We start from the raw sequence: 23,652 nt of genomic DNA, 5'->3' as shown, positions 1-23,652 counted from the left end.
GAACGCCATGAAGGTTTCCATCCCCCACGCGCTGCGTCTGGGGCAGCGCCTCCTGGCCGCTCAAGGCGTGCCCGACGATATCGCCGCCGCCGTTGCCGATCATCTGGTCGGCGCCGACCAGGCCGGCTACGCCAGCCATGGGCTGTCCATCCTGCCGACGTATTGCAAGGCCCTGCAGGCGGGGCTGGTCAATGGCGACGGCCGGCCTGAGCTGATGTCGGGTACCGGGCCGCAAGGCGGCGGCGCGCTGCAGGCCTACGACGGCCACAACGGCCTGGGCCAGTATGTCGGCAAGGCGGTTTTCGAGCAGGCCATCGCCACTGCCGGCCAGCAGGGGCAGTGCATTTTCACCCTGCGCAATACCCATCATCTGGGGCGTCTGGGCCACTATGGCGAAATGGCCGCTGCCGCGGGCCTGGTGCTGCTGGCTTTCACCAACGTCACCAATCGCAAGCCGACTGTCGCGCCCTTCGGCGGCGGCGCGGCGCGCATGACCACCAATCCCCTTTGCATCGCGGTGCCGCTGCCGGATGACCGCCCGCCCTTCGTGCTGGACATGGCCACCAGCGCCATCTCATTGAACAAGGCGCGCGTGCTCGCGGCGACGGGCCAGCCCGCGCCGGCCGGGGCGCTGATCGACAGCCAGGGACGGCCCACCACGGACGCCGCCGTCATGTTCGAGGATCCGCCCGGGGCGCTATTGCCCTTTGGGGCGCATAAAGGCTATGCCCTGGGGCTGGCCGCCGAGTTGCTGGCCGGCGTCCTGTCCGGCGGCGGCACGGTGCGCAAGATTCCCGCGCGGGAAGGCGCCACCGCCAACAACCTGTTCGCGCTGCTGCTGGACCCCAAGGCCATCGCCGACCAGGCCTGGTACCTGCAGGAAACTGCTGCGTACATCGACTATCTGGTCACCTGCCCGCCCCAGCCCGGCGTCGACGCCGTCCAGTATCCCGGCGAGTATGAAGCGTTGAGCCGCCAGGCCAATGCGGACAGCGTGGCTTATGAAGGCAAGAACTGGGACGGGCTGGTCCAGGCCGCCACCGAGCTGGGCGTGGCCGACGCGCTGCCGGAATAAGAAAGAAGCACTCCTGAGAACTCGCAGCGGTGCCCGATCAGGGACACCGCGGAGCCGGGTCCCCCGGTCCGCAGGTGTCGCCCCCTTGAGGGGGTGGCGCGTAGCGCCCCGGGGGTGGACCCTCCTTCCGCGCTCCGCGCGGTACGGGGGGACTCTATCACTCGTTGTCTTTCAGACGAGGCTCCAGCCACATGGCGTTCATGATGCCGAAGAAGACGGCAGCGGCCAGGCCCAATACCCAAGTGAAATACCACATATCATTCTCCCGTTGATTCGATTCAATACAGCGTGTGCTGGTCGGCTTCAATCGCATGACTGGTCACGCGGCCGAACATGACCTTGTAGACCCAGCTCGTGTAAACCAGGATGAGGGGCAGGAACACGATCACGGCGAACAACATGATTTCCAGGGTCAGGCGACTGGACGTGGCGTTCCACACGGTCAGGCTGTGCGCGGTATCGGTGGAAGACGGCATGATGAAGGGGAACAGCGAGAAGCCGGCGGTCAGGATGATGCCGATGATGGCCACGCTGGAGCTGAGGAATCCCGCCGTACCCGAATGCCGGCCGGACCACAGCGCCGCGCCCAACAGACCTGCCAGGCCCAGCACCGGTGCGATCCACATGGCCGGCCAACGCGCATAGTTGTTCATCCATGCGCCTGCCGCCGCAGCGGCGGTCCCGTTGTCATCCACGTGGAACCCCACGAGCGCCGTCGCCACCCAGGTACCCGCCAACGCGAAGAGAACCAGGCCCACCATGCCGGCCCAGCGCTGCGCGCTTGCCGCCCGCGCCCGCACGGCGCCATCGGTCTTCAGCTGCAGCAGCGCGGCGCCATGCGTCACCAGCATGCACAGGCTGACCAGACCGCACAGCAAGGCAAAAGGATTCAGCAAGGCGAAGAAGCTGCCCGTGTAGGTAGACCGCAGATCCGCGTCGAACTCGAACGGCACGCCTTGCAGCAGATTGCCGAAAGCCACGCCGAACACCAGGGCCGGCACCAGGCTGCCGCCGAACAGCGCCCAGTCCCAGAAACCGCGCCAGCGCGGGTCCGACACCTTGCCGCGGTAATCGAAGCCTACCGGCCGGAAGAACAGCGCGAACAGCACCAGCAGCAGGGCGATATAGAAACCCGAGAAGGCCGTGGCGTACACGCGCGGCCAGGCCGCGAACGTGGCCCCGCCGGCGGTGACGAACCAGACCTGATTGCCTTCCCAGGTGGCGCCCACGGCATTCACGACCACGCGCCGCTCCGTATCGTTGCGCGCCACGAAGGGCAGCAGCACGCAGGCCCCCATGTCGAAGCCGTCGGTCAGGGCGAAACCGATCAAGAGGGTGCCGATCAGCGCCCACCAGATCACTTGCAAAACGGTGTAATCGAACATGGCGGTCTCCTCAGGCCGACTTGCCGGCCAGGGGCGGCAGACCTTGTCCGCGCAGTGGCTCTGGGTGATAGTCCGGGCCCCGGCGGGCATAGCGCACCATCAGGAACATTTCCACGATGAGCAGTCCGGTGTAGAAAAAGATGAAGCCGGCCAAGCTGAAATACAGGTCGCTGGGCTGCAAGGTGGACGCCGACAGGCGCGTGGGCAGGATGCCCGCGATGGTCCACGGTTGCCGGCCCACTTCGGCGACGACCCAGCCGAATTCGGCGGCCAGCCAGGGCAAGGGAATCGCCCATACCGCGCAACGCAGGAACCAGCGGTAGCGCGGCAGGTCCACCAGGCGGCGCGCGCTGAACCAGAAAGCCAGCAGGAAGGTCACCAGGAACAGGATGCCCAGGCCGACCATGATGCGGAAGGACCAGAACACGGGCGCCACGGGCGGCACCGTATCGGCGGCGGCGCGATCGATCTGCGCCGGCGTGGCGTCGACGACCTTGTCGGTGTAATGCTTCAACAGCAGGCCATAGCCCAGGTCCTTCTGATGCGCCGCGAAGCGTTCACGCGTCTGGTCGGACGTATCACCCGAGCGCAGGTCGCGCAGCGCGCCGTAGGCCAGCATGCCGTTTTCGATGCGAACGCGGTTTTCCTTCACCAGGTCCTTGATGCCCACCACCGGCTCGGTGACGGAGCGCGTGGCGATCAGGCCCAGCGCATAGGGGATGCGCACGGCATAGTCGGTGCGTTGCTCGGCCTGGTTGGGGACGCCGAACAGGGTGAAGGACGCCGGCGCCGCCTGGGTTTCCCATTCGGACTCGATGGCGGCCAGCTTCATCTGCTGGACTTCGCCGGTGGTATAGCCCGACTCATCGCCCAGCACGATCACCGACAAGGTGGACGCCAGGCCGAAGCCGGCGGCGATGGCGAAGGAACGCTTGGCGAAGGCGATGTGCCGATTGCGCAGCAGATACCAGGCCGATATTCCCAGAACGAACATGGCGGCGGTCACATAGCCGGCCGATACCGTGTGCACGAACTTGACTTGCGCGATCGGGTTGAACAGCACCGTCGACAGATCGGTCAGCTCCATGCGCATGTTTTCATAGTTGAAGTGCGCGCCGGCGGGGAAATTCATCCAGCCGTTGGCGACCAGGATCCACAGCGCGGACAGGTTGGAGCCCACGGCGACCAGCGTGGTGACGACCAGATGCTGCACGCGGGTCAGGCGGTCCCAGCCGAAGAAGAAGAGACCGACGAAGGTCGACTCCAGGAAGAAGGCCATCAGGCCCTCGATGGCCAGCGGCACGCCGAAGATGTCGCCCACGTAGTGCGAGTAGTACGACCAGTTGGTGCCGAACTGGAATTCCATGGTCAGGCCGGTGGCCACGCCCATGGCGAAGTTGATGCCGAACAGCTTGCCCCAGAAGCGGGTCATGTCCTTGTAGATCTGCTTGCCCGTCATGACGTAGACGGACTCCATGATCACCAGGATCCAGGACAAGCCCAGGGTAAGAGGAACGAAGATGAAGTGGTACAGCGCGGTTACCGCGAATTGCAGGCGCGACAGGTCGACGACATGACTATCGATCATGGCCGGTCTCCGAGGGTTGCGTGGGGGATCCGACCAGGGCGGCGGAGACTTGGTTGGGACCGAAGGAGGCGTTCTTCTGCGGATTCGAGAAGAAAAGAATTTGTATCGCCACCAGCAGGGTCAGCTTGACGATGACCACCAGCGCGATTTCACGAGCGGTGGGATGGGCGCGGCCGAATGCGCGCAAGCGCGGACAGAACCCGGCCGTGCGGCGTGAGTCGGCCGGTGGATCAGGGGGCATGAAACGATCTCCGAGTAGTTACAGGGAGATTGTTCTCGGCACGGTCGCCGCACACCATGATCTAAGTCAAAGAGTCCGGAGGAAGCGGCGCTGGGGCGGCATGTTCATTGTCCCAAACCGCCAGAACTGTTGCGGCCATGCCTACGTTTGTGCGCCGCCGATGACAAAGTGTGCAAGCAGATGCAAGGTTGGCTCCATCGAGGTGTCGTCATGTAACGCCGGCGGCCACTGAGGATTACGCCGTATATATAGTCTTGCGGAGCCGAGGAAGGAAACACCATGCGCACGCTGGCACGCCCCGCAGTTCATCGTCCCTGTCCACTCGTAGCAACCCCAAGCCGCCTGCCTGTATTTTGTGCCGGCGCGATACTGGCGGCCTGTCTGGCGCCGAACGCCCATGCGGCCTGTACCAGCGGCGGCGGCCCGCCATCCGCGACCGGCAGCGGGCAAGCCATCGTGTGCACGGGCGTGGTCAGCGCAACGGGCACGCCGGCCCTGCAATTGACTGGCGACGGCAATTCGGTCGACAGCCTCGGCATCCTGACCGGCAGCGCGGGCCTGGCGGCCACCGGCAACGGCAACAGCCTGACCAATAGCGGCCGCATCACGGGCACCGCGGGCCCGGGCGTGGTGATGACCGGCGGCGACACCACCATCGTCAACAGCGGCCTGATCAGCGGCAATGGCGCGCTGGGCGTGCAGACAGGCGCCGGCGCGGACAGCTTCACCATGAACGGCGGCGTGGTGACGGGCGGCATCGACCAGGGCGCCGGCATCGACCGTTTCCAGATCACCGGCGGGACCGTGAACGGCGCCGTGTCCCAGGGCAGCGGCACCGACGACTTCCGCATGACGGGCGGCACCATTACGTCCCTGCAACAGGGGGACAACCGTGACACCTTCTTCATGTCCGGCGGCAGAATCATCGGCGCGTTCGAAGACGGCGACGTCGCCACCATGACCGGTGGCACCATAGGCCGGGTCGACATGAAGCTGGACAACAACATCTTCGACATGTCCGGCGGCACCATACAAGGCAATCTGGTCACCGGCTTCGGCAACGACGCCATCACCGTGTCCAACGGCTTCATCGGCGGCAACATCAGCGTCAGCGGCGGCACCGACAGCGTGACCATCACGGGCGGGCGCATCGTCGGCGATGTGCGTATGAGTACAGGCAACGACACCTTCAGCTGGAATGGCGGTGGCGAGATCGATGGCGCCATCGACATGGGTCCGGACGACGACACGGCCGTGCTCGGCAATCTTTCCAGTGCCCAACTGGCCACGCCGACGATCATCAGCGGCGGCACCGGCATCGATACCCTCACCTTTCAAAACGCACAGACGGCCGGCATCTCGCGCTACACCCAATGGGAGGCCGTCGCGCTACGCAGTTCGACGCTGACCATGGACGGCGACCTGGTGCTGGGTGACGCCGGCACCGGCACGGGCACCCTGGACCTGGACGCGGGCAGCCGCCTGCTGGCCGTGCCCGGTATCGCGGCGGGCATCGTGCCCGCGGCCGCCGGCCAGCGCGTGACGGTGACCAATGCCGGCACGCTGGACCTGACCGGCGGCCAGGGCAAGAATCGGCTCACCATCGCCGGCGACTACGTGGGCCGCGCCGGCGTGCTGAAGGTGGACAGCGTGCTGGCCGCCGACGACGCGCCGTCGGATCGGCTGATCGTGGCGGGCGGCAGCATCAGCGGCAACAGCACCTTGGCCGTCACCAACCTGGGCGGCGCGGGCGCGGCTTCGCAGCACAACGGCATCATGGTGGTCGAAGCGACCGGCGGCACGGTCAGCAGCAACGGCGCCTTCGCCCTGCCCGGCACCTTGCGCGCCGGGCCCTACGAGTACTTCCTGTACAAGGGCGGCGTGACGGCAGGCAGCGAGAACAACTGGTACCTGCGGTCCACGGTGCCGGCGGTGCCCGATCCGGCCGAAGATCCGCAAGCCGCGGCGACCGCCCCGGTTGCGGCGCCCGTGGTGGCCGCCGCCGTGCCTGGAGAAACGCCAGTGTTGACCGCCGCGCCGCTGCCCGCGCCGGCCGCGGAGTCGGTGCCCATCTACCGCGAGGAAGTACCGGTCTACGGCGCGGTGGCCGCCACCTCCCGACAATTGGCTTTGTTCACGTTGGGTACGTTTCACGACCGGCAGGGCGAGCAGCGGCTTACGGACGATGCCCGTGACGGCGGCGCGGCTGCTCCCGCCTATGGCTGGTTGCCTGGTAGTTGGGCCCGCGTTTTCGGCGAGCGCACCGATCGCCGCTATGGCGGCGACACGCAAACGGCGTTCGACGGCAGCATAGGCGGCGTCCAGGTGGGGCAGGACATCTACGCCAGGCGGCACGCGGACGGCAGCCGGGACCGTCTGGGCCTGTTCCTCGGCTACGCCAACGCGGACGGCGACGTGCACGGGCTGGCGCTGGGCACGCCGCGTACGCGTGCCGGCACGCTGGATCTGGACGGCTACAGCGCGGGCGCCTACTGGACGCATATCGGGGAATCGCAGTGGTACACGGACGCGGTGGCGATGGCGACGCACCTGGACGCCCACCTGCGCTCGCATGAAGGCATGGACGAACGCACGCAGGGCACGGCGACCACGCTGTCCCTGGAAACAGGGTATCCGCTGCGGATCAACGAACATTGGACCCTGGAGCCGCAAGCGCAGGCCATCGCCCAGTTCGTGTCGCTGGATGGACTGGATGACGATATCGCGCGGGTGACCTTCCGCAATGGCGATGCTTACACGGCGCGGGTCGGCGCGCGGCTGGCCGGCGACTACGGGCGCGGGGGGCAGCGCTGGATGCCGTATTTACGGGTCAACCTTTGGCGCGAGTTCGCGGGCCACGATCGCACGGTCTACGACGGCGCGGACAGCGTGACGACGGCCTACGGGTCGACGGCCTTGCAGTTCGGGGCCGGCGTGGCGGCGCACTTGACGCGCGCGGTCAGCGTCTACGCCGCCGCGGATTATATGAAGGACGTCGGCGGCGACTACCGCCGCGGGTTGATGGGCAGCGTGGGGGTCCGGGTACGGTGGTAGCGGCGGAGCCGCGCCCGCAGCGCGTTGCTACGGGCCGTTGCGGGGCGTCACGATATTTGGTCGCGGGGCAAGGTTGCGCGGTAGGGTTGCGGGTGGCATCAGGCCAGCGAAGCGCCGCCGCAGACAATGATCTGCTGGCCCGTGATCGCGCCGGCGCCGGGTCCCAGCAGGAACGCGGCGACGGCGCCGATTTCGTCGGGGTGGACGTAGCGGCCCATGGGTGGCAGCCGGGGGGGCGTGCCGCCGCGCGCGGGGTCGCGCAGCATGGGCGTGTCGGTGGCGCCTGGCGCAATGACGTTGACGGTGATGCCGCGCGGCGCCAGCTCGGCGGCCCATGAGCGGGCCATGCCGATCAGGGCTGCCTTGGTGGCGGCGTACTGGCTGCGGCCGGCCGCGCCATTGGCGGTACGGCTGCCTACCAGGACGATGCGGGCACCTTCGGGCAAGGTGGGCGCCAAGGCGTCGACCAGCACTTCGGCCGCGCGCACATGGATGCGCCACATGGCCTCGCCATCCGCGGGGTTCAGATGGCCCAGCGGCGCGGTACGCATGAAGCCCGCGGCGTGGACGACGGCGCTGACGGGGCCGACATCACGCAATACGGTGCGTAGGGCGTCGTCATCCGTCAGGTCGACCTGGATGTGATGCGAGTACACGGCGCCCGCCGTGCCGTCCGGCGCGCCATCGCGCGCCGGCGCAGGGCTGCGGTCCAGTCCCACGACCTCCCAGCCCGCGGCGCGCAAAGCGGCCGCGATGGCGGCGCCGATGCCGGACGCCGCGCCGGTCACCAGCGCAAGGGCCATTACTTGTAGTCCTTGGCCTGCTGCCGCACCTTGGCCAGATCGAAGTTGTTGATGTCATCGATCAGCGCATTCGTATAGAAAGGCCCGTAGTCGCTGATCTTGAAATCATTCATCTCCGCTTCCGTCTTCAACTCCTGCACATTGATGCTGCCCATCTTCGCCCCGGCATAGGGCGGCTCGTACAGCTTGATGCGACGGCTGATCGCCTGCAGGATCGCGGCCACGGCGGCTTCCTCGCTGCTGCCGCGCGGCGCGGTTTCCGGATACATGCGCAGGAAGGCCTGCGCCCCCGCCTTGGGATTGGCCAGGATAAACTGCGACGCCTTGCACACCGTGCGGCCCACCCCCACCGCCATGGCACGCTGGCTTTCCAGGGTCTGCACCCGTGTCTCCAGAAACTGGCCGCCGACCAGCGGCAGCTTGGCGGGCCGCGGCACCAGCTTGAACGGAATGCCCGCCGCCTCGATCTGCCCGAAGCCCGTGTCGTAATAGGCCAGCGCGTCGATGGCCCCGCGTTGCAAGGCCACGCCCGCCGGCACGCCATTGCCCACGGCGATCCACTTGAAATCCTTGTCCGGATCCATGCCCAGGGAACGCATCACATTGCGCGTCACCGGATAGTCCGTGGCGCCGAAGTCCGACACCCCGATGCGCTTGCCCTTGAGCTGCTCATAGCTGGTCACCGTGGCGTCCGGCGCCACGGCGATGTCCCATTTGTAGGGATAGGTGTATTGGTAGAAATTCTTCGACGTCTTCCACTCGCCCTTGGCCAACAACGGCAGGCCGAAAGAAGGCACCCCGACCCCCACGTCCACATCGCCACGATCCACCGCCACCTGGACGTTGCCGTTGGTGCCCAGGGCCAGCACATTGAAGGCCAGCCCTTCTTCCTTCGCGTAGCCCAGCACCTCGCCGATGGCCAGGTTGATGACGATGGGACTCATTGCCTTCAGCCCCACGCCCAGTTTGACCGCGCGCAGATCCGCCGCGAAGGCGCCGCGCGGCCGGGCCGCCAGTGCCGCGCCGATCGCGCCTGCCGTGAAAAGAAAGTGTCTCCGTTCCATCCGCATGTTGTTCTCCTTGTTTGCCTGGTCTTCTATTGGTGTCCTAACGCTTGTTGCGATCCGCCCAATGCACCACCCGCTTCTCCAGCCTGCGCACCAGCGCATGCAGCAGAATGCCCATGGCGCCCAGGATGACCAGCGCGGCGAACACGCCCGCCACATCGGTGACGGCCTGGGCCTGGGTAATGACCACGCCCATGCCCCGCTGCGCGCCAAGGAATTCGGCCACGATGGTGCCGAGCAAGGCATACACCACCGCCATGTCCAGACCGGCGAAGATATAAGGCGCCGCGTTGGGCAACTTGACGATGCGATAGGTCTCCAGCCGGCTGGCCGACAGGGAGCGCATCAGGTCGATACGTTCCGGCTCGACCGCCCGCAGTCCGGTGAAGCTGTTGATCAGGATCGGGAAAAAGGACAGCAGCGCGGCGATGGCGATCTTGGAGCCATCACCGAAACCCAGCCAGATCACGATCAGGGGCGCGATGGCCACTTTCGGCAGACTCTGCAACGCGAACGCATAAGGCATAAGCAGGCGCTCGATGGTGCGGCTTTCCGCCATCAGCGAACCCAGCACCAGGCCCGCGCCGGTACCGATGGCGAAGCCGATGGCGGCGTTGCAGAAGGTGCTCCACAAAGGCAGGTAGTAGCCCGTCGCGCTGTCGGGCGCCACCGCCAGCCCGGACCACAAGGCGCGCACCACCGCCAGCGGCTCGGGCAGGATGTAGGACGGCACGTGCAGCAGCCGCACACTCAACCACCAGGCCGCGATCAGTACCGCCAGCCCGGCCAGCGTGATCCAGGAAGTGTTGACGGCGCGGCGAGGTTTGCGGCGGCTGAGGTTGCGGGGGGCCGACTGGGAGGCCGATGCAGCGGCCGTGGGATGCAGGGTCGTGCTCACTCGATCTCTCCCTGGGCATTGAGCAGGCCGCGGATTTCGCGCGCCAGACGGGCGTATTCCGGATGGCTGATGATGGTGTCGAAGCCGCGCGGACGGGGGATGTCCACCTTCAGGTCGCACAAGACGCGGCCAGGCCGTGCCGACATGACCACCACGCGATCGGCCAGGAAGATGGCTTCGGAGATGCTGTGCGTGATCAGGATCACGGTCTTGCCATTGGCCTGCCAGATGCGTTGCAGCTCCAGGTTCATGCGTTCGCGCGTCAAGGCGTCGAGCGCGCCGAATGGCTCATCCATCAGCAAGGTGCGCGGATTGCGCACCAGCGCGCGGCAGATGCCCGCGCGCTGCTGCATGCCGCCCGACAACTCATAGGGATAGCGGGCGCTGAAGTCAGCCAGGCCCGTCATCTCCAGCAGGTCATCGACCCGCACCTCGCCCGGTGCGTGTTTGCCGCCGACCCGGGTAGGCAGCTCGACGTTCTGGCGCACCGTCAGCCAGGGCAGCAGGTTGGCCGCCTGGAACACCACGCCCACGTCGCGCGACGGACCGTCGATGCGCTTGCCCTCCAGGGTCAGCTCGCCTTCCTCGCAATCATCCAGGCCGGCCAGCATGCGCAACAGCGTGCTCTTGCCGCAGCCCGACGGGCCGACGATGCTGACGAATTCGCCATCGGCGATGTCCAGGTCCACGCCATCCAGGGCCCGGACCGCGCCTGTCTGCGTCTCGTAGGTCTTGGCCGCCGCGCGCATTTCAATCAAGGCCGGCCGTGGCGCCGGCGGTGCCACGCTATGCAGCCGTGGCTGCGTATTGCTCCACATATCTCTGTCTCCTGATCCAGCGGATCGGGCCGGTGCCTTATGGCGTTCTCGGCCGTGACCCTGCACCCTTCATGCGTTGATCAAGCGGCTGCCTTGACCGTCAGCCCCGCCGCCACCAGCGCCGCGTCGATGGCGCGCAGTTCCTTTTCGCTGGGCGCGTGCGTGGGCGGACGCACGGTGGCGTTGCGGATGATGCCGGCGCGCGCCATGGCGGCCTTCATCCGGCCGTGGGCTTCGCCGGTCGGCTCGCCCGCGCCATAGACTGCGTCCTTCAAGGGCGTGATGCGCGCCTGTACCGCCATGGCCTGCTTCAGGTCGCCGGCGCGGACCGCTTCCAGCAATTCGTGGATGAGGCCGGGCACCAGGGACGCGAAGCCCACCAGCGCGCCGTCTATGCCCTGCACCATGGACGCGAGCAGGTATTCGTCGTGGCAGGTCAGCAAGGCCTTGGTCGGATCGGCCGCCCGGATGGCCTGCAGGTCGCGCGCGTATTTGTTCATCTCGCGCGTGCCGATCTTGAAGGCCGCCACATGGGGCGACCGCGCCAGCTCCGCCAGCAAGTCGGAAGAGAAGGACGCGCGGGTCCAGGCGGGATACACATGCACGATCAGCGGCAGGCCGGTGGCCTTGCCGATGGCCGTGAAGTAGTCCAGGCAGTGTTCCGGCTTGAAGCCGAAGCGCAGCCAGTGATGCGGCGGCATGATGTCCAGCCCGCGCGCGCCGGCCTCCTTGGCCATGCCGGCCTGCTCGACGGCATCGTTGATGCCTTCGCAGACGATGGAAGAAATAACCGGGCAGATGTCGCCGGCGGCTTCGACAGTGAGCCGCGTGACGTGCGCGCGCTCGCGCGCCGTCAGCGAAAAGACCTCGCCGGTATGGCCATTGGTCATCAGGGCGTGGATGCCCGGCTGCCCTGCCAGCCAGCGGGAAAAGCGCTGCAGCTCGGGCTCGTCGATGCTGTAGTCCTGATTGAAGGGCACGGCGGTGGCCGGGATGATGCCGTTGAAATCGATGTTACGCACTGCTGTCTCCTGGGTTGCATGGCCCGGTCTCGTGGTGGACCTTGGGGCGAGGGTAAGAAGCGAAGCTAAGAATGGGAGTCGGTGTCGGTGTCGGTGTCGGGCTTGGCGAAAGCTGCGCGGTTCAAGGTACGACGGGCGCCGCGCGGCCTGCCGGCCGCGGCGCCAGAGGCTGCGGCGACGTATAGCCACCCGTGGTCTGCAGCGCCTTGGACAACTCCGCTGCCGCGGCGACCAGCGGCACCGCGGTGGCGGCCTCGAAGGCGGACAGCGAGGTATTCAAGGCCGGCGCGGCGACACTGAGGGCAGCCAGCGGCACGCCATCGGCGTCCAGCACCGGCGCGGCGATGACGAACAGGCCGGATACGGTTTCCTGGTTGGACAGCGCGTAGCCGCAGGCGCGCACGGCCGCCAGGCGCTCCAGGATGGCGGGCAATTCAGTAACGGTGGTATCGGTCAGGCGCTCGCGCGGCTGCGCTTCCAGCACCTGTATCTGCGTTTCCTCGGGCAGCCAGGCCAGGATGGCGTGACCGACGGCAGTTGAATAAGCCGGCACCCTGCTGCCGATGCGGATGTCGACACCCAGGCGGGTCAGCCCCGCCTGGATGCGTTCGGCATAGATCACGTCGGCGCCTTCGAGCACGCCGATGGAAGCGGCCTCGTTCACCTCACCCACCAGCTGCCGCAGGATGGGCCGCGCGCGTGTCCGCAGGTCGGACCGGGCGATGGCATTGAAGCCCAGGTCCAGCACCTTGAACGACAAGCGGAACAGACGGCTGTTCGGCACGCGCTCGACATAGCCGATGTCGACCAGGGTATTGAGAAAGCGAAAGGCGGTGGCGTTGTCCATGCCGCAGCGGCGCGCGACGTCGGCCATGGTGAGTTCGGGCTCGCGCGCGGTGAACGCTTCCAGAATCCGAAAGCCCTTGGCCAGGGATTGCACGGTGTTCTTGCTGCTCTTGTCAGCCGCGCTTGCGGTGGCGTCTTGCATCGTCGCGATCCTAAAAGTTCGGAATACGAATTTTAGTTTGACAACTGGGGCCAAAAAAAGCGCGGTGCGCTTCATGTCTGTCTCCGTCGTCGCGGATCCGAATCCAGGGCTGCTAAAAAGCACTTAATTCGGAATACGAACTTTAATTCGTTGTTTTTTATAGCCTAACTCCGCCGATGGCTGGCGGCAACAGGCCACGCCAAAAAATACACTCAAGGTTTTCCCTAGGCGCGATTGACAGCTTTCCCGATGAAGTCGTCTAATCGTATACGATTCTACGAAACACCCCGCAGGAGTCTTTTCATGAAGTGGCTCGCCCCAAGCACCGGCCAGGCGACGTTCGAGGGCATCAAGAACACGTCGCTCGGCAAACTCGTTCGCGACCAATTGCTCAACGGCATCCTGTCGGGCGCCTACATGCCTGGCCAGGCCCTGCGCGAATCGGAGCTGGTCGAACAGTTGAAGGTCTCGCGCGTCCCGGTGCGTGAAGCCTTGCGTGAACTGGAAAGCGCGGGCCTGGTGGTGTCGCGCAAGCACTCCGGCGTCTATGTGCGCGAACTGAGCGACGAAGAGGTCAAGGACCTCTATCAGTTCCGTTCCTTGCTGGATGGCCACGCAGGGCGCATGGCGGCGCAATTGCCCGACGACGAGCGCGAGGAACTGGTGCGTGAACTGGACACCTGCGTGACGGCCATGGATACGGCCATCAGCGAAGGCAACGCCCAGGGCTATTACAGCCTGAACCTGGAATTCCACTGGCTCTTCATCGAATACGCGGGCAATCGCGAGATCGCCAAGGCCTATCGCGACGTCATCCAGAAACTGCATCTGGCGCGCCTGAAGAACCTGTCCAATGAAGCGCACCGTGTGCGCTCCAACACCGAGCATCGCCAGATCGTCGACGCCTTGCGCAAGGTGACGTCGCCCAAGCACGCCGGCGAGTATGCCGACCTGCTGGCCAAACACGTGATCAACGCGCACGACCGCCTGTCGGTGATGTGACCAATTACCCAATGCGTGCTCCGCTGCCCTCCCCCCGCCCCATGCCATCGGCTACGCACGATCCACCCTGAGCCAGGACGCATGCCCCCGCAGTCGGGGCGGCGTCCGGGCCCATACCTATAACTATTTTCCGAGGAGACAAACCCATGAAAAGACGTTCCTTCCTGCTTGGCGCCGGCGCCGGCGCCATCGCCCTGCCGTATGCCTTGCCGTCCTTCGCCGCGTCCGCTTTCCCTGACCGTCCGATCACCTACATCGTGCCGGTAGCCCCCGGCGGCGGCAGCGACTATGTCGGCCGCGCCACCGCCAACGCGGTCGGCAAGGAACTGGGCACCACGATCATCGTGGAGAACCAGAGCGGTGGCGGCGGCGTGATCGCGTGCCAGAAGACCATGCGTTCCAAGCCGGACGGCTACACGCTGATGCAGGGTTACGTCGCCACCCTGGGTACCGCGCCCGCCACGCGCAAGGTCCCCTACGATCCCGTCAAGGACTTCACGGCAGTGGGCATGATCGGCGGCACGCCCAATGTGCTGGTCGTGAACAGCAAGCTGCCCGTACACAACCTGAAGGAGTTCATCGCCTACGCCAAGTCGCAGGGCAACGTGAACTACGGCTCCGCGGGCGCCGGCTCGCTGACTCACCTGCTGATGGAACTGCTGCAACAGCAGGCCGGCACGCACATGGTGCACATCGCCTACAAGGGCATCGCGCCGGCCTTCACCGACCTGCTGTCGCAACAGACCCAGTTCATGTTCCCCGGCCTGGCCGCCGCCGTGCCGCATCTGCGCGCCGGCACCGTGCGCGCCATCGCCCTGTCCGGCGATGCCCGCAACAAGGCCTTCCCCGACGTGCCCACGTTCAAGGAGCTGGGTTTGTCCGGCTTCGATGATGTGTTGCAATGGTATGGCGTCTCCGGCCCGGCGGGCATGGACAACGGCGTCGTGCAGACCCTGAATACCGGCTTGAACAAGGTGTTGAAAGACCCCGCCCTGATCAAGTCGCTGGACACCGAGGCCATCGTTCCCATGCCCATGTCGCCGGCGCAATTCGCCGCCTACGTGAGCAAGGATTACGAGCGTTGGTCGAAGCTGGCGAAAGAGCAGAACATCCAGCTCGACGCCTGATAGTGAACGGGGCGCCGCGCCGCGGTGTCCCGTGATCCCGATTCCGATTCCGATCCCGATTCATCCGATTTTCGTTGCACCCGAGAGACACACATGGCCCTGAACACCAAGATCGAAGCTGATCACAATGCCCCGCCGGTCACCCGCATCCTGGCCGAATACGTCGTCAACCATCCGTCGCGCGGCTGGGACGATGCCGTCGAGCACGAAGCGCACCGCACCTTCATGAACTGGCTCGGTTGCGCCGTCGGCGCCGCCGACCATGAAGCCGGCGAAGCCGCGCTGCGCGCCGTGCAAGTGCTGCAGCCCGCCGCGCAAGCCAGCGTGCTGGGACGCAGCGAGAAGGTCGACATCGCCAGCGCCGCGCTGATCAACGGCATCACGTCGCATACCTTCGACTTCGACGATACGCACCTCAAGACCATCATCCACCCCGCCGGCCCGGTCTGCTCCGCGGTGCTGGCGCTGGCCGAACTGACGGGCGCGAGCGGCCGCCAGATCATCGACGCCATCATCATCGGCATCGATGTGTCTTGCCGCATCGGCAACATGGTCTACCCGCAGCACTACGATCGCGGCTGGCACATCACCGGTTCCACCGGCGGCTTCGGCGCCGCTGCCGCCTGCGCCCGCCTGCTGGGCCTGGACGCTGACAAGACGCAGATGGCGCTGGGCATCGCGGCATCGCAGCCGGTTGGCCTGCGCGAGCAATTCGGCACGATGACCAAGCCCTTCCATCCTGGCGGCGCCGCCTCGGCCGGCCTGATGTCGGCTCTGCTGGCGCGCGAAGGCTATACCGCCAGCAAGCGCGCCATCGAAGCGCCGCGCGGCTTCGCCCAGGTGCTGTCGACCAAGTTCAACTGGAACGAGATCACCGATGAGCTTGGCAAGCGTTTCGAAATCTCCTTCAACACCTACAAGCCCTTTGCCTGCGGCATCGTGATCCACCCCAGCATCGATGCTTGCGTGCAGCTGCGCGAGCAAGGCGTGACGGCGGAGAACCTGGAACGCATCGACTTGCGCGTGCACTCGCTGGTGCTGGAACTGACCGGCAAGAAGGAACCCGCCGACGGCCTGCAAGGCAAGTTCAGCGTCTACCACGGTTGCGCCGCCGGGCTGATCTTCGGCCGCGCGTCGGAAAGCGAATACGCCGATGACATCGTCAACCGCGAAGACGTGGTGGGCGTGCGCCGCAAGGTCGTCGCCACCATCGACGACACCATCGACGAAGCCGCGGTGGATGCGGTGGCCACATTGAAGGACGGCCGCAAGATCCACGTGTTCGTCGAGCACGCCATCGGTTCGCTGCAGCGCCCCATGTCCGACAAGGACCTGGAAGCCAAGTTCAGCAGCCAGGCCGATCCCATCCTGGGCGCGGACCAGGTGCGCAAGCTGATCGATGCTTGCTGGAAGTTGGGCGAGGCGCAGGACGCGCACGGCCTGGTCGCCCTGGCAAGGAAATAGGCCCCCCCGTACCACGCTGCGCGTGGCCCCCCAAGGGGGCGACACCGGCGGACCGGGGGACCCGGCTCCGCGGTGTCCCTGATGGTACGGAGTTCTTGCTAACCTTCCGGCAGACGGCCGGCCGGTCGTTTTAGCAAAGGACTTTGCATGGTAATTCGCGGTGTGCCCCAGCGGGCCGACTTTCCGGCGGATGCCGAATTCCATATCAAGGAATTCGACGTCCCGCTATTGCGGATTCCCGGACAGGGTTGGTTCAACTGGTTCGGCGGCAGACCGCGGCCCTACGATGTGCAAGGACTGAAGCCCGGCAACAGCTGGCCGGCCCAGTCCTTCGAAGAATGGGCGGCCCTGGTCAAGGACAGCCTCTGATTTTCCCGCGGCACGGAACCCAAGTGCCGATCGCGACAACTTAGGAAATTTCCCATGCGACCCGCGCGGTTGCGCATATCTTGCGCGGCCGGCCGCGGGCGCTTTCCTTTGGAGCGCGATCAGATAAACCCCTTCAGTTCCGGCATCGGCGTGGCCGCTGCTCACAAGGCCAAAGACACGTTGCCGGATGCCCTGCCGGCGGGGCCAGATACAGCAGCGCCCGCAAACCAACCCTGCACTACCGAGAGCGGGACGGCAGCGCGACGCACCACCCCGCGCGCGCCATCCGCGCATCGGCTGCGCCTGTTTCGCAGTTGCAGCTGGATGGAGGTCAGCCATCCAGCGGAAATACTCACCGCGGCACGGGAACTCACACCCTTGCGCCCTCCCGCGCAACAGCCGCGCTTTCAAACGTTCGCGAAGCCCATGTTCAACCAGGAGCAATGGGCCGCATTCTGCATCACCGTCAAGCCCGGCCTGCCCGTGCCGGACTCACAGGCCTATCGCGCCCCGCGTGTTCGGCTTCCACCGCCATCCCCCCCGTCGTAGGGATGCCTGGGAAAACCCCGATGGAGCGCCGGGGCGACTTGATCAAGAATTCGTATTCATAGACGTCCAGCAGTCTCGGCGCCTATCCCGTCTTCGTTGCATCCCCCGTAAAAACCCTTATTCGCTCGGTGATTTCGCCTTAATGCAAACCCATCGAGCCAACAATCATGCCAACGACTGAATACGTATTCAATCCCAAGGATGTCGACGTACTGCTGAAACAGCCCTTGAGCGCAAAGCTGCCCGTGGTCGACCACGCGAAAGGCGTCTACATCCATGGGCGCGACGGCCGCGACTACCTGGACGGTTCCGGGGGCGCCATGACGGTGTCGATCGGGCACGGAGTGCGCGAGGTGCTGGATGCCATGCACGCGCAGGCCGAAAAGGTGTGCTTCACCTATCGCTCGCACTTCACCAGCGACGCGGCCGAGGCCCTGGCCCAGACCCTGGTCGACCTGGCGCCCGCCGGCATGAGCCACGCCTTCTTCGTCAACAGCGGCTCCGAGGCCACCGAACTGGCCTTGCGCACGGCACAGCAGTACTGGCGCGACCGGGGCCAACCCAACAAGACTCACGTGCTGGGCCGCGCGATCAGCTATCACGGCATGACCATGGGCGCCCTGTCCATGTCCGGCCACGACGCGCGCCGGGCCGACTACGGCAACCTGCTGCACACCTTCGCGGTGGCGCCGCCGCCTTACCCCTACCGCTTCCCGCTGTCCGGCACCGATGCCGAGCAACATGGCGCCATGGTGTGGGACCGCATCCTGCGCGAATACGGCGCCGACAAGGTGGCCGCCATCATCGTCGAGCCGGTGGTGGGCGCGGCGGGCGGCGGGCTGACGCCGCCCGTGGGCTATCTGCGCGCGTTGCGGCAGATCTGCGACCGCCACGACGTGCTGCTGATTTCCGATGAAGTGATCACCGGCATGGGCCGCACCGGCACCTGGTTCGCCTGCGACCACGACGGCATCGCGCCGGACATGATCGCCACCGGCAAGGGCATGACGTCGGGCTACACCCCCATGGGCGCGGTGCTGTTCCACGAACGTATCGTCCAGGGCATGGGCGACAACGGCAAGACCGTGCCCTTCGGCCATACGTTCAGCGCCAATCCATTGAGCGCCGCGACCTGCCTGGCCGTGGTCAATTACATGCGCGACCACAAGGTGCTGGATAACGTCGCGCCGCGCGCGCGCCAGCTCGAAGCAGGCCTGCGCGCCCTGGCGGCACGCTTCCCCTGGATGGCCGACGTGCGTGGCCGCGGGCTGCTGTGGGGTTTCGAATTCGTCACGGATCCGGTCAGGAAGACACCGCCCGATCCCGCGCTCAACGCCAACGCCTTGTTCACCGCGCACTGCCTGCGCGCCGGCCTGATCGTCTACACCGCCGGCATCGCGCCCCTGAACAACGCCACGTTGATCGCGCCGCCGCTGGTCATCACCGAAGCGGAGATGGAAGATCTGTTGCATCGCCTGGAACAAGGCCTGGTGTCATTCGGCACCGAATTGGGCTACGCCACTCACTAAAACGCAAAGCAAGGGGAACACCATGACGACTGGCAAAAAAATCGATCGCCGCACTGTCCTGAAAGCGGGCGTCGCCGCACTGGGCTCGTCCCTGTCGGGAATTTCGTGGGCACAATCCGGCGACACGCTGACCATGGGCGTGCTGTCGCAACAAACGGGCACGTTCGCCTACGCCGGCGACCTGGTGCTCAAGGGCGCCAAGCTGGCCATCGAGGAACGCCAGGAAGCCATCCTGGGCAAGAAGATCAACCTGCTGGTCCGCGACGACGAAGGCAAGCCCGCGGTAGGCGTGCGCCGACTGACCGAAGCTGTCAGCTCGGACAAGCTGCGCTACTTCCTGGGCAACTTCTCCAGCGCCGTCGGCCTGGCCGAGCTGGAAGTGGCGCGCCAGGAACAGGTGATCCAGTACGCCGCCGGCGGTTCCGAGGACTTCACCGGATCGCGTTGCAGCCCCTACACCTTCCAGTGGTCCGCGCACGCCTACACCGCCCTGCGCGCCACCCTGGAATACGTCAGCAAGACCCTGCCGGACAAGAAAAAGATCTACACCATCACGGCCGACTATGCCTTCGGCCAGTCGCTGCTGCATTACACCCAGGTCGCCGCCAAGGAACTGGGGCTGCAACTGGTCGGCAACGACAACCATCCGTCCGGCGAGCGCCAGTTCACCCAATACTTCACCAAGGCGCTGTCGACGAAGCCGGACATCATCTGCCTGCTGACCGCCGGCGCCGACGCGGTTACCGCCGTGCGGCAGTTCAACAGCTTCGGCGTGAAGAACGTGCAGATCGTCGGCCCCTGGACCCTGGAAGTGGAACAGCTGCGCGAGCTTTCGCCCGCCATGCGCAGCGGCATGATCCTGGGCCTGAACTACTACCAGGACATCGACACGCCGGTGAACAAGGCTTTCGTCGAGCGCTACCTGAAGGCCTACAAGAACGTGCCGTCCTACGCGGCCGCCTACGGCTACGACGCCACGCGCACGCTGTTCCTGGCCATGGACAAGGCCAAGAGCGTGGAGGTGGCGGCGGTGATGAAGGCGCTCGAAGGCATGCAGTTCGACAGCATCTTCGGCCCCACCAGCATCGACGCGCGCACGCACCAGACGGTACGGCCCTACTACGTCGTGCAGTGCAAGGCGCCCGACGCGATGAAGAACGAGTTCGACCTGGCGACCATCGTGGCACAGGGCGACAAGCCCCAGCCGGCCGAACTGAACGAGTGCAAGCGCACGGTCTGATCACCGCCTGAACTCGCCCGGTATCGCTCCCGATACCGGGCCTGATCATTACATAAGGCCAAGCATGATTTCCCTGTTAGCCGCGCAAGTCCTGAACGGGCTGGCGATAGGCATGATCTACGCGTTGACCGCGTTCGGTCTGTCCATCATCAAAGGGCTGCTCAACGTCCCGAACTTCGCCCACGGCGCGTTCTACGCGCTGGGGGCCTACGTCTGCTACGCGGCCTTGCAGCTGGGGCTGCCCTTCGCCGTGGCCCTGCTCGCCGCCTTCCTGGTGCCGGCCCTGGTGGGCGCCGCCGTGGAAAAGCTGGGCGTGGCGCGCCTGATGCGCGGCCCTTACCTTTACCAGCTGCTGTTCCTGTTCGGCGTGGCCCTGGTGCTGGAACAGCTGATCATCATCATCTGGGGCACGTCGGGCCTTAGCGCGACGGCGCCGGAGTGGCTGCAGGGCGCTTTCGACCTGGGCTTCACCTACCTGCCCAAGTACCTGGTGTTCAACGGCTGCATGGCGGCGGTGACCATCGCCGTGGTGTGGCTGATGATCGAGCGTACCCGCCTGGGCTCGCAGATCCGCGCGGGCATCGACAAGCGGGAGATGGCGCAGTGCCTGGGCATCAATGTGGCGGGCCTGGTGACGACGGGCTTTGCGCTGGGCGCCGGCCTGGCGGGCCTGTCCGGCGGCTTGGTGCTGCCCCTGCTGGGCGCCAACAGCACCATGGGCGCGGAAATGCTGTCGATCGCTTTCGTGGTGCTGGTCATCGGCGGCCTGGGGTCGCTGTATGGCGCGCTGGCCGCCGGCATCCTGGTGGGGCTGATCCAGAGCGTGTCGTCGGTGTTCGCCCCTGCCGCCAGCACCGTGCTTATCTATGTCGCCATGGTGGCCACCCTGATGATCCGGCCGCAAGGGCTGTTTGGAGAGCGCTGATGCGACGCGTCACATCTACCTGGCTGATGTCGGCCGTCGCGGTGCTGGCCGCCGTCGCCGCGCCCCTGTGCATGCCGGTCAATATCGCCACGGAAATCGCCATCTACGGCATCTTCGCGCTGGCCACTTATCTGCTGGTCGGCGTGGCAGGCCTCTATTCCTTCGGCCAGGCCGCCTTCTTCGGCGTGGGCGGCTATGTCGCGGGCTACGTCTTCATCAACACCGACGTGCCGCTGCTGGCGGGGCTGCTGCTGGCCGCGGCCGGCAGCGCCGCGGCGGCGCTGGTGGTTGGCATGATGAGCATCAAGCGCACCGGCATCTACTTCATGATGCTCACGTTCGCCTTCAACCAGATGATCTATTACCTGGCCTACAGCTGGCGTAGCGTGACCGGCGGCGAGGATGGCCTGGGCGGCATCCGCCGGCCTGACATCACGATACCGGGTATCGGTACGCTTGACCTGTCGCAGCATCTGCATTTCTACGTGCTGGCCGCCGTGCTGTTCGTGGCCGCGTTCGCCGCGCTGTACCAGCTGATGCACAGCCCCCTGGGCCTGATCCTGAATGCGGCCCGGCAGAATCCCCGCCGCACGGCGTCGCTGGGCTACTCGGTGTATCGGGCCCAGCTGCTGGCCTTCGTCATCGCCGGCGCGGCCTCGGGCGTGGCGGGCGCCCTGTTCGCCATGCTCTATCGCATCATGCCCATCGACGCGATCTCGTGGACCAACTCCGGCACGGCGGTGTTCATGGTGATCATCGGCGGCATGTCGTCGGTGTTCGGACCGGTGATCGGCGCCGCGGTGTTCATCTGGCTCCAGGGTTTCTTCAGCCTGATCTGGGCGCGCTGGCCCCTGCTGTTCGGCGTTTTCATCATCCTGGTAGTGCTGTTCCTTAAAGGCGGCGTGATGGAGTTGTTCGAGCGCTTGCGGCGCCTGTTCACCGCAAGGGCCAGTGCGAAGACAGAAGCCGCCGCGCCCACGGTCGCCGGCAAGGAAGGAGGCGCCTGATGAATACCGCCACCCTGGCCACACCGGCCGCCGGCGCCAGCCACGCGGCAAGCCCCGCGGCCTACGCCTACGAAGCACGCGGCGTCACCAAGAAATTCGGCGCCAACGTCGTCATCGAAGACCTGAGCATAGGTTTCGAACCCGGCATGCTGCACAGCATTCTGGGTCCCAACGGCGCGGGCAAGACCACGCTGTTCAACCTGCTGACGCGCGATCTGCCGGTGAGCGCCGGCGCGATCCTGCTGAATGGCGCATCGGTCACCCATCTGAAACCGCACCAGATCGCCCGGCGCGGCGTGGGCCGGTCCTATCAGATCTCCAGCGTGTATCTGGAACTGACCTTCCTGGAAAACGTCTGGCTGGCCGCGTATCGGGCCCGCCATGGCGGACGCATGGGCTGGTGGCGCCGGGTGAGCAGCTACGACGACCTGCGTCAGGAAGCGCGCGAGCTGCTGCAAAAGCTGGGTCTGGGCCAATACGAACACACGCCGGCCGCTGCGGTGTCCTACGGCGACCAGCGCCTGCTGGAAATCGCCGTCACCCTGGCGACACGGCCGTCCATCCTGCTGCTGGACGAGCCTACCGCCGGCCTGTCGCAGCGGGAGACCGAACGCGTCAAGGATTTCATCGCGGCCATCAAGCCGGACTACACGATCATCATGATCGAGCACAAGATGAACGTCGTGATGGAAATCTCCGACCGCATCCACGTGATGAACCGCGGTGCGCTGATCGCGGCGGGCACCGCGGAAGAAATCTCCCATAACCAGGCGGTGCATGCCGCGTATTTCGGACTGTGAAGATGCTGCTGGAAGTCGATGCCATCAATACGTTCTACGGTCCCAGCCAGGCCATCCACGACGTGTCCTTCAATGTCGCGGAAAGCGAAGTGGTAGCGCTGCTGGGCCGTAACGGCGCCGGCAAGAGCACCACGCTGCGGTCCATCATGGGCTTGAACGGCGCGGCCAGCGGCCGCATCCGCTATGCAGGCAGCGACATCACCCGCATGAGCCCGCAGGCGATCGCCCGCCTGGGCCTGACCCTGGTGCCGGAAACGCGCGACCCCTTCGTGTTGCTGACCGTGCGCGAGAACATCATGCTGGGTCATCGTCCAGGCTCGCCGTATACCTTGGAAAGGCTGATGGAGTTGTTCCCGCTGCTACAGGAGCTGCTGAAGAAAAAAGGCGGCGAACTGTCGGGCGGGCAGCAGCAGATGATGGTGATGGCGCGCGGCCTGGCCATGGGCCCCAAGCTGTTGCTGCTGGACGAGCCCTCGCAGGGCCTGGCCCCTATCATGGTCAAGGCAGTGGCCAGCGTGCTTAAGCAACTCAAGGGCGACGGCCTGACCATCCTGCTGGTGGAACAGAACCTGAACATGGCCCTGGACATCGCCGATCGCGTGGTGGTGCTGGAAAACGGCGCGGTGGCCGATTCCTTCACCAGCGCCACGGGCCGCGCCGAACCGGCCCGCCTCGAACAATATCTCGCCGTGCATTGAAGG

22 protein-coding genes are annotated in these 23,652 nt (G+C 65.9%); 12 read left to right on the top strand and 10 right to left on the bottom strand.

The window, feature by feature from the left end; translation table 11 throughout:
- The first annotated feature begins 7 nt into the window (after positions 1 to 7).
- The gene (locus tag ASB57_RS24400; protein WP_057654529.1) at positions 8 to 1,075 is read left to right on the top strand and encodes an Ldh family oxidoreductase; all 1,068 of its coding nucleotides are present in this window, start codon (positions 8 to 10) and stop codon (positions 1,073 to 1,075) included.
- A gap of 157 nt (positions 1,076 to 1,232) precedes the next feature.
- Here the strand turns inward: ASB57_RS24400 and cydX are convergent, their stop codons facing one another.
- The 4 genes from cydX to cydP are packed head-to-tail and all read right to left on the bottom strand — an operon-like array spanning position 1,233 to position 4,289.
- On the bottom strand, positions 1,233 to 1,331 hold the full coding sequence (gene cydX / locus ASB57_RS30815) for a cytochrome bd-I oxidase subunit CydX (protein ID WP_082621806.1): 99 nt from the start codon (positions 1,329 to 1,331) through the stop codon (positions 1,233 to 1,235).
- 22 nt (positions 1,332 to 1,353) lie between these two features.
- Positions 1,354 to 2,460 (bottom strand): cytochrome d ubiquinol oxidase subunit II, encoded by a 1,107-nt coding sequence (gene cydB, locus ASB57_RS24395; protein ID WP_057654528.1) that lies wholly within the window; start codon positions 2,458 to 2,460, stop codon positions 1,354 to 1,356.
- A 10-nt stretch (positions 2,461 to 2,470) separates the two neighbouring features.
- Positions 2,471 to 4,048, bottom strand: a complete 1,578-nt coding sequence (locus ASB57_RS24390) for a cytochrome ubiquinol oxidase subunit I (protein WP_082621805.1) — start codon at positions 4,046 to 4,048, stop codon at positions 2,471 to 2,473.
- Complete coding sequence (gene cydP, locus ASB57_RS24385) at positions 4,038 to 4,289, bottom strand: cytochrome oxidase putative small subunit CydP (protein ID WP_057654527.1); 252 nt, start codon at positions 4,287 to 4,289, stop codon at positions 4,038 to 4,040. The genes ASB57_RS24390 and cydP overlap by 11 nt, the downstream gene beginning before the upstream one ends.
- A gap of 279 nt (positions 4,290 to 4,568) precedes the next feature.
- On the opposite strand from cydP, the gene ASB57_RS24380 reads away from it, so the two are divergent.
- On the top strand, positions 4,569 to 7,343 hold the full coding sequence (locus ASB57_RS24380; RefSeq protein ID WP_082621804.1) for an autotransporter outer membrane beta-barrel domain-containing protein: 2,775 nt from the start codon (positions 4,569 to 4,571) through the stop codon (positions 7,341 to 7,343).
- Between the two features lie 98 nt (positions 7,344 to 7,441).
- Here the strand turns inward: ASB57_RS24380 and ASB57_RS24375 are convergent, their stop codons facing one another.
- The 6 genes from ASB57_RS24375 to ASB57_RS24350 form a co-directional block, all read right to left on the bottom strand.
- A complete protein-coding gene (locus tag ASB57_RS24375) occupies positions 7,442 to 8,146 on the bottom strand; it encodes an SDR family NAD(P)-dependent oxidoreductase (protein WP_057654525.1) in 705 nt (234 codons plus the stop codon).
- The gene (locus tag ASB57_RS24370; protein WP_057656409.1) at positions 8,146 to 9,210 is read right to left on the bottom strand and encodes an ABC transporter substrate-binding protein; all 1,065 of its coding nucleotides are present in this window, start codon (positions 9,208 to 9,210) and stop codon (positions 8,146 to 8,148) included. The genes ASB57_RS24375 and ASB57_RS24370 overlap by 1 nt, the downstream gene beginning before the upstream one ends.
- Positions 9,211 to 9,253: 43 nt before the next feature.
- Positions 9,254 to 10,111, bottom strand: a complete 858-nt coding sequence (locus ASB57_RS24365; protein ID WP_197424815.1) for an ABC transporter permease — start codon at positions 10,109 to 10,111, stop codon at positions 9,254 to 9,256.
- Positions 10,108 to 10,929, bottom strand: a complete 822-nt coding sequence (locus ASB57_RS24360) for an ABC transporter ATP-binding protein (RefSeq protein ID WP_057654524.1) — start codon at positions 10,927 to 10,929, stop codon at positions 10,108 to 10,110. Before ASB57_RS24360 ends, ASB57_RS24365 begins: the two co-directional genes overlap by 4 nt.
- An 80-nt stretch (positions 10,930 to 11,009) precedes the next feature.
- On the bottom strand, positions 11,010 to 11,951 hold the full coding sequence (locus ASB57_RS24355; protein WP_057654523.1) for a dihydrodipicolinate synthase family protein: 942 nt from the start codon (positions 11,949 to 11,951) through the stop codon (positions 11,010 to 11,012).
- Between the two features lie 121 nt (positions 11,952 to 12,072).
- Complete coding sequence (locus tag ASB57_RS24350) at positions 12,073 to 12,939, bottom strand: IclR family transcriptional regulator (protein ID WP_057654522.1); 867 nt, start codon at positions 12,937 to 12,939, stop codon at positions 12,073 to 12,075.
- A gap of 303 nt (positions 12,940 to 13,242) precedes the next feature.
- Here ASB57_RS24350 and ASB57_RS24345 point away from each other — a divergent pair, with 303 nt between their 5' ends.
- The 10 genes from ASB57_RS24345 to ASB57_RS24300 all read left to right on the top strand — a co-directional run bounded on the left by ASB57_RS24345 (position 13,243) and on the right by ASB57_RS24300 (position 23,649).
- The gene (locus ASB57_RS24345) at positions 13,243 to 13,941 is read left to right on the top strand and encodes a GntR family transcriptional regulator (protein ID WP_057654521.1); all 699 of its coding nucleotides are present in this window, start codon (positions 13,243 to 13,245) and stop codon (positions 13,939 to 13,941) included.
- Between the two features lie 146 nt (positions 13,942 to 14,087).
- Positions 14,088 to 15,068 (top strand): tripartite tricarboxylate transporter substrate binding protein, encoded by a 981-nt coding sequence (locus tag ASB57_RS24340; protein WP_057654520.1) that lies wholly within the window; start codon positions 14,088 to 14,090, stop codon positions 15,066 to 15,068.
- Positions 15,069 to 15,161: 93 nt separating this feature from the next.
- Positions 15,162 to 16,532: an MmgE/PrpD family protein gene (locus ASB57_RS24335; protein ID WP_057654519.1), complete on the top strand. Its 1,371-nt coding sequence runs from the start codon at positions 15,162 to 15,164 to the stop codon at positions 16,530 to 16,532.
- A 147-nt stretch (positions 16,533 to 16,679) separates the two neighbouring features.
- Complete coding sequence (locus ASB57_RS24330) at positions 16,680 to 16,901, top strand: hypothetical protein (RefSeq protein ID WP_057654518.1); 222 nt, start codon at positions 16,680 to 16,682, stop codon at positions 16,899 to 16,901.
- Positions 16,902 to 17,617: 716 nt separating this feature from the next.
- Positions 17,618 to 18,979, top strand: a complete 1,362-nt coding sequence (locus ASB57_RS24325; protein WP_057654517.1) for an aspartate aminotransferase family protein — start codon at positions 17,618 to 17,620, stop codon at positions 18,977 to 18,979.
- A 22-nt stretch (positions 18,980 to 19,001) separates the two neighbouring features.
- Entirely contained in the window at positions 19,002 to 20,219 is a 1,218-nt protein-coding gene (locus tag ASB57_RS24320; RefSeq protein WP_057654516.1) for an ABC transporter substrate-binding protein, read from the top strand.
- Between the two features lie 64 nt (positions 20,220 to 20,283).
- Positions 20,284 to 21,144, top strand: a complete 861-nt coding sequence (locus tag ASB57_RS24315) for a branched-chain amino acid ABC transporter permease (RefSeq protein ID WP_057654515.1) — start codon at positions 20,284 to 20,286, stop codon at positions 21,142 to 21,144.
- Positions 21,144 to 22,151, top strand: a complete 1,008-nt coding sequence (locus ASB57_RS24310; protein WP_057654514.1) for a branched-chain amino acid ABC transporter permease — start codon at positions 21,144 to 21,146, stop codon at positions 22,149 to 22,151. The genes ASB57_RS24315 and ASB57_RS24310 overlap by 1 nt, the downstream gene beginning before the upstream one ends.
- Positions 22,151 to 22,951 (top strand): ABC transporter ATP-binding protein, encoded by an 801-nt coding sequence (locus ASB57_RS24305; RefSeq protein WP_057654513.1) that lies wholly within the window; start codon positions 22,151 to 22,153, stop codon positions 22,949 to 22,951. Before ASB57_RS24310 ends, ASB57_RS24305 begins: the two co-directional genes overlap by 1 nt.
- A 2-nt stretch (positions 22,952 to 22,953) precedes the next feature.
- Positions 22,954 to 23,649, top strand: a complete 696-nt coding sequence (locus ASB57_RS24300; protein WP_057654512.1) for an ABC transporter ATP-binding protein — start codon at positions 22,954 to 22,956, stop codon at positions 23,647 to 23,649.
- Positions 23,650 to 23,652 lie beyond the last annotated feature (3 nt).

It is taken from the genome of Bordetella sp. N, assembly GCF_001433395.1.
Classification (GTDB): Bacteria; Pseudomonadota; Gammaproteobacteria; order Burkholderiales; family Burkholderiaceae_B; genus Bordetella_C.
The sequence above is the reverse complement of the archived record's forward strand: the minus strand, read 5'-3'. Positions and strand labels throughout refer to the sequence as shown.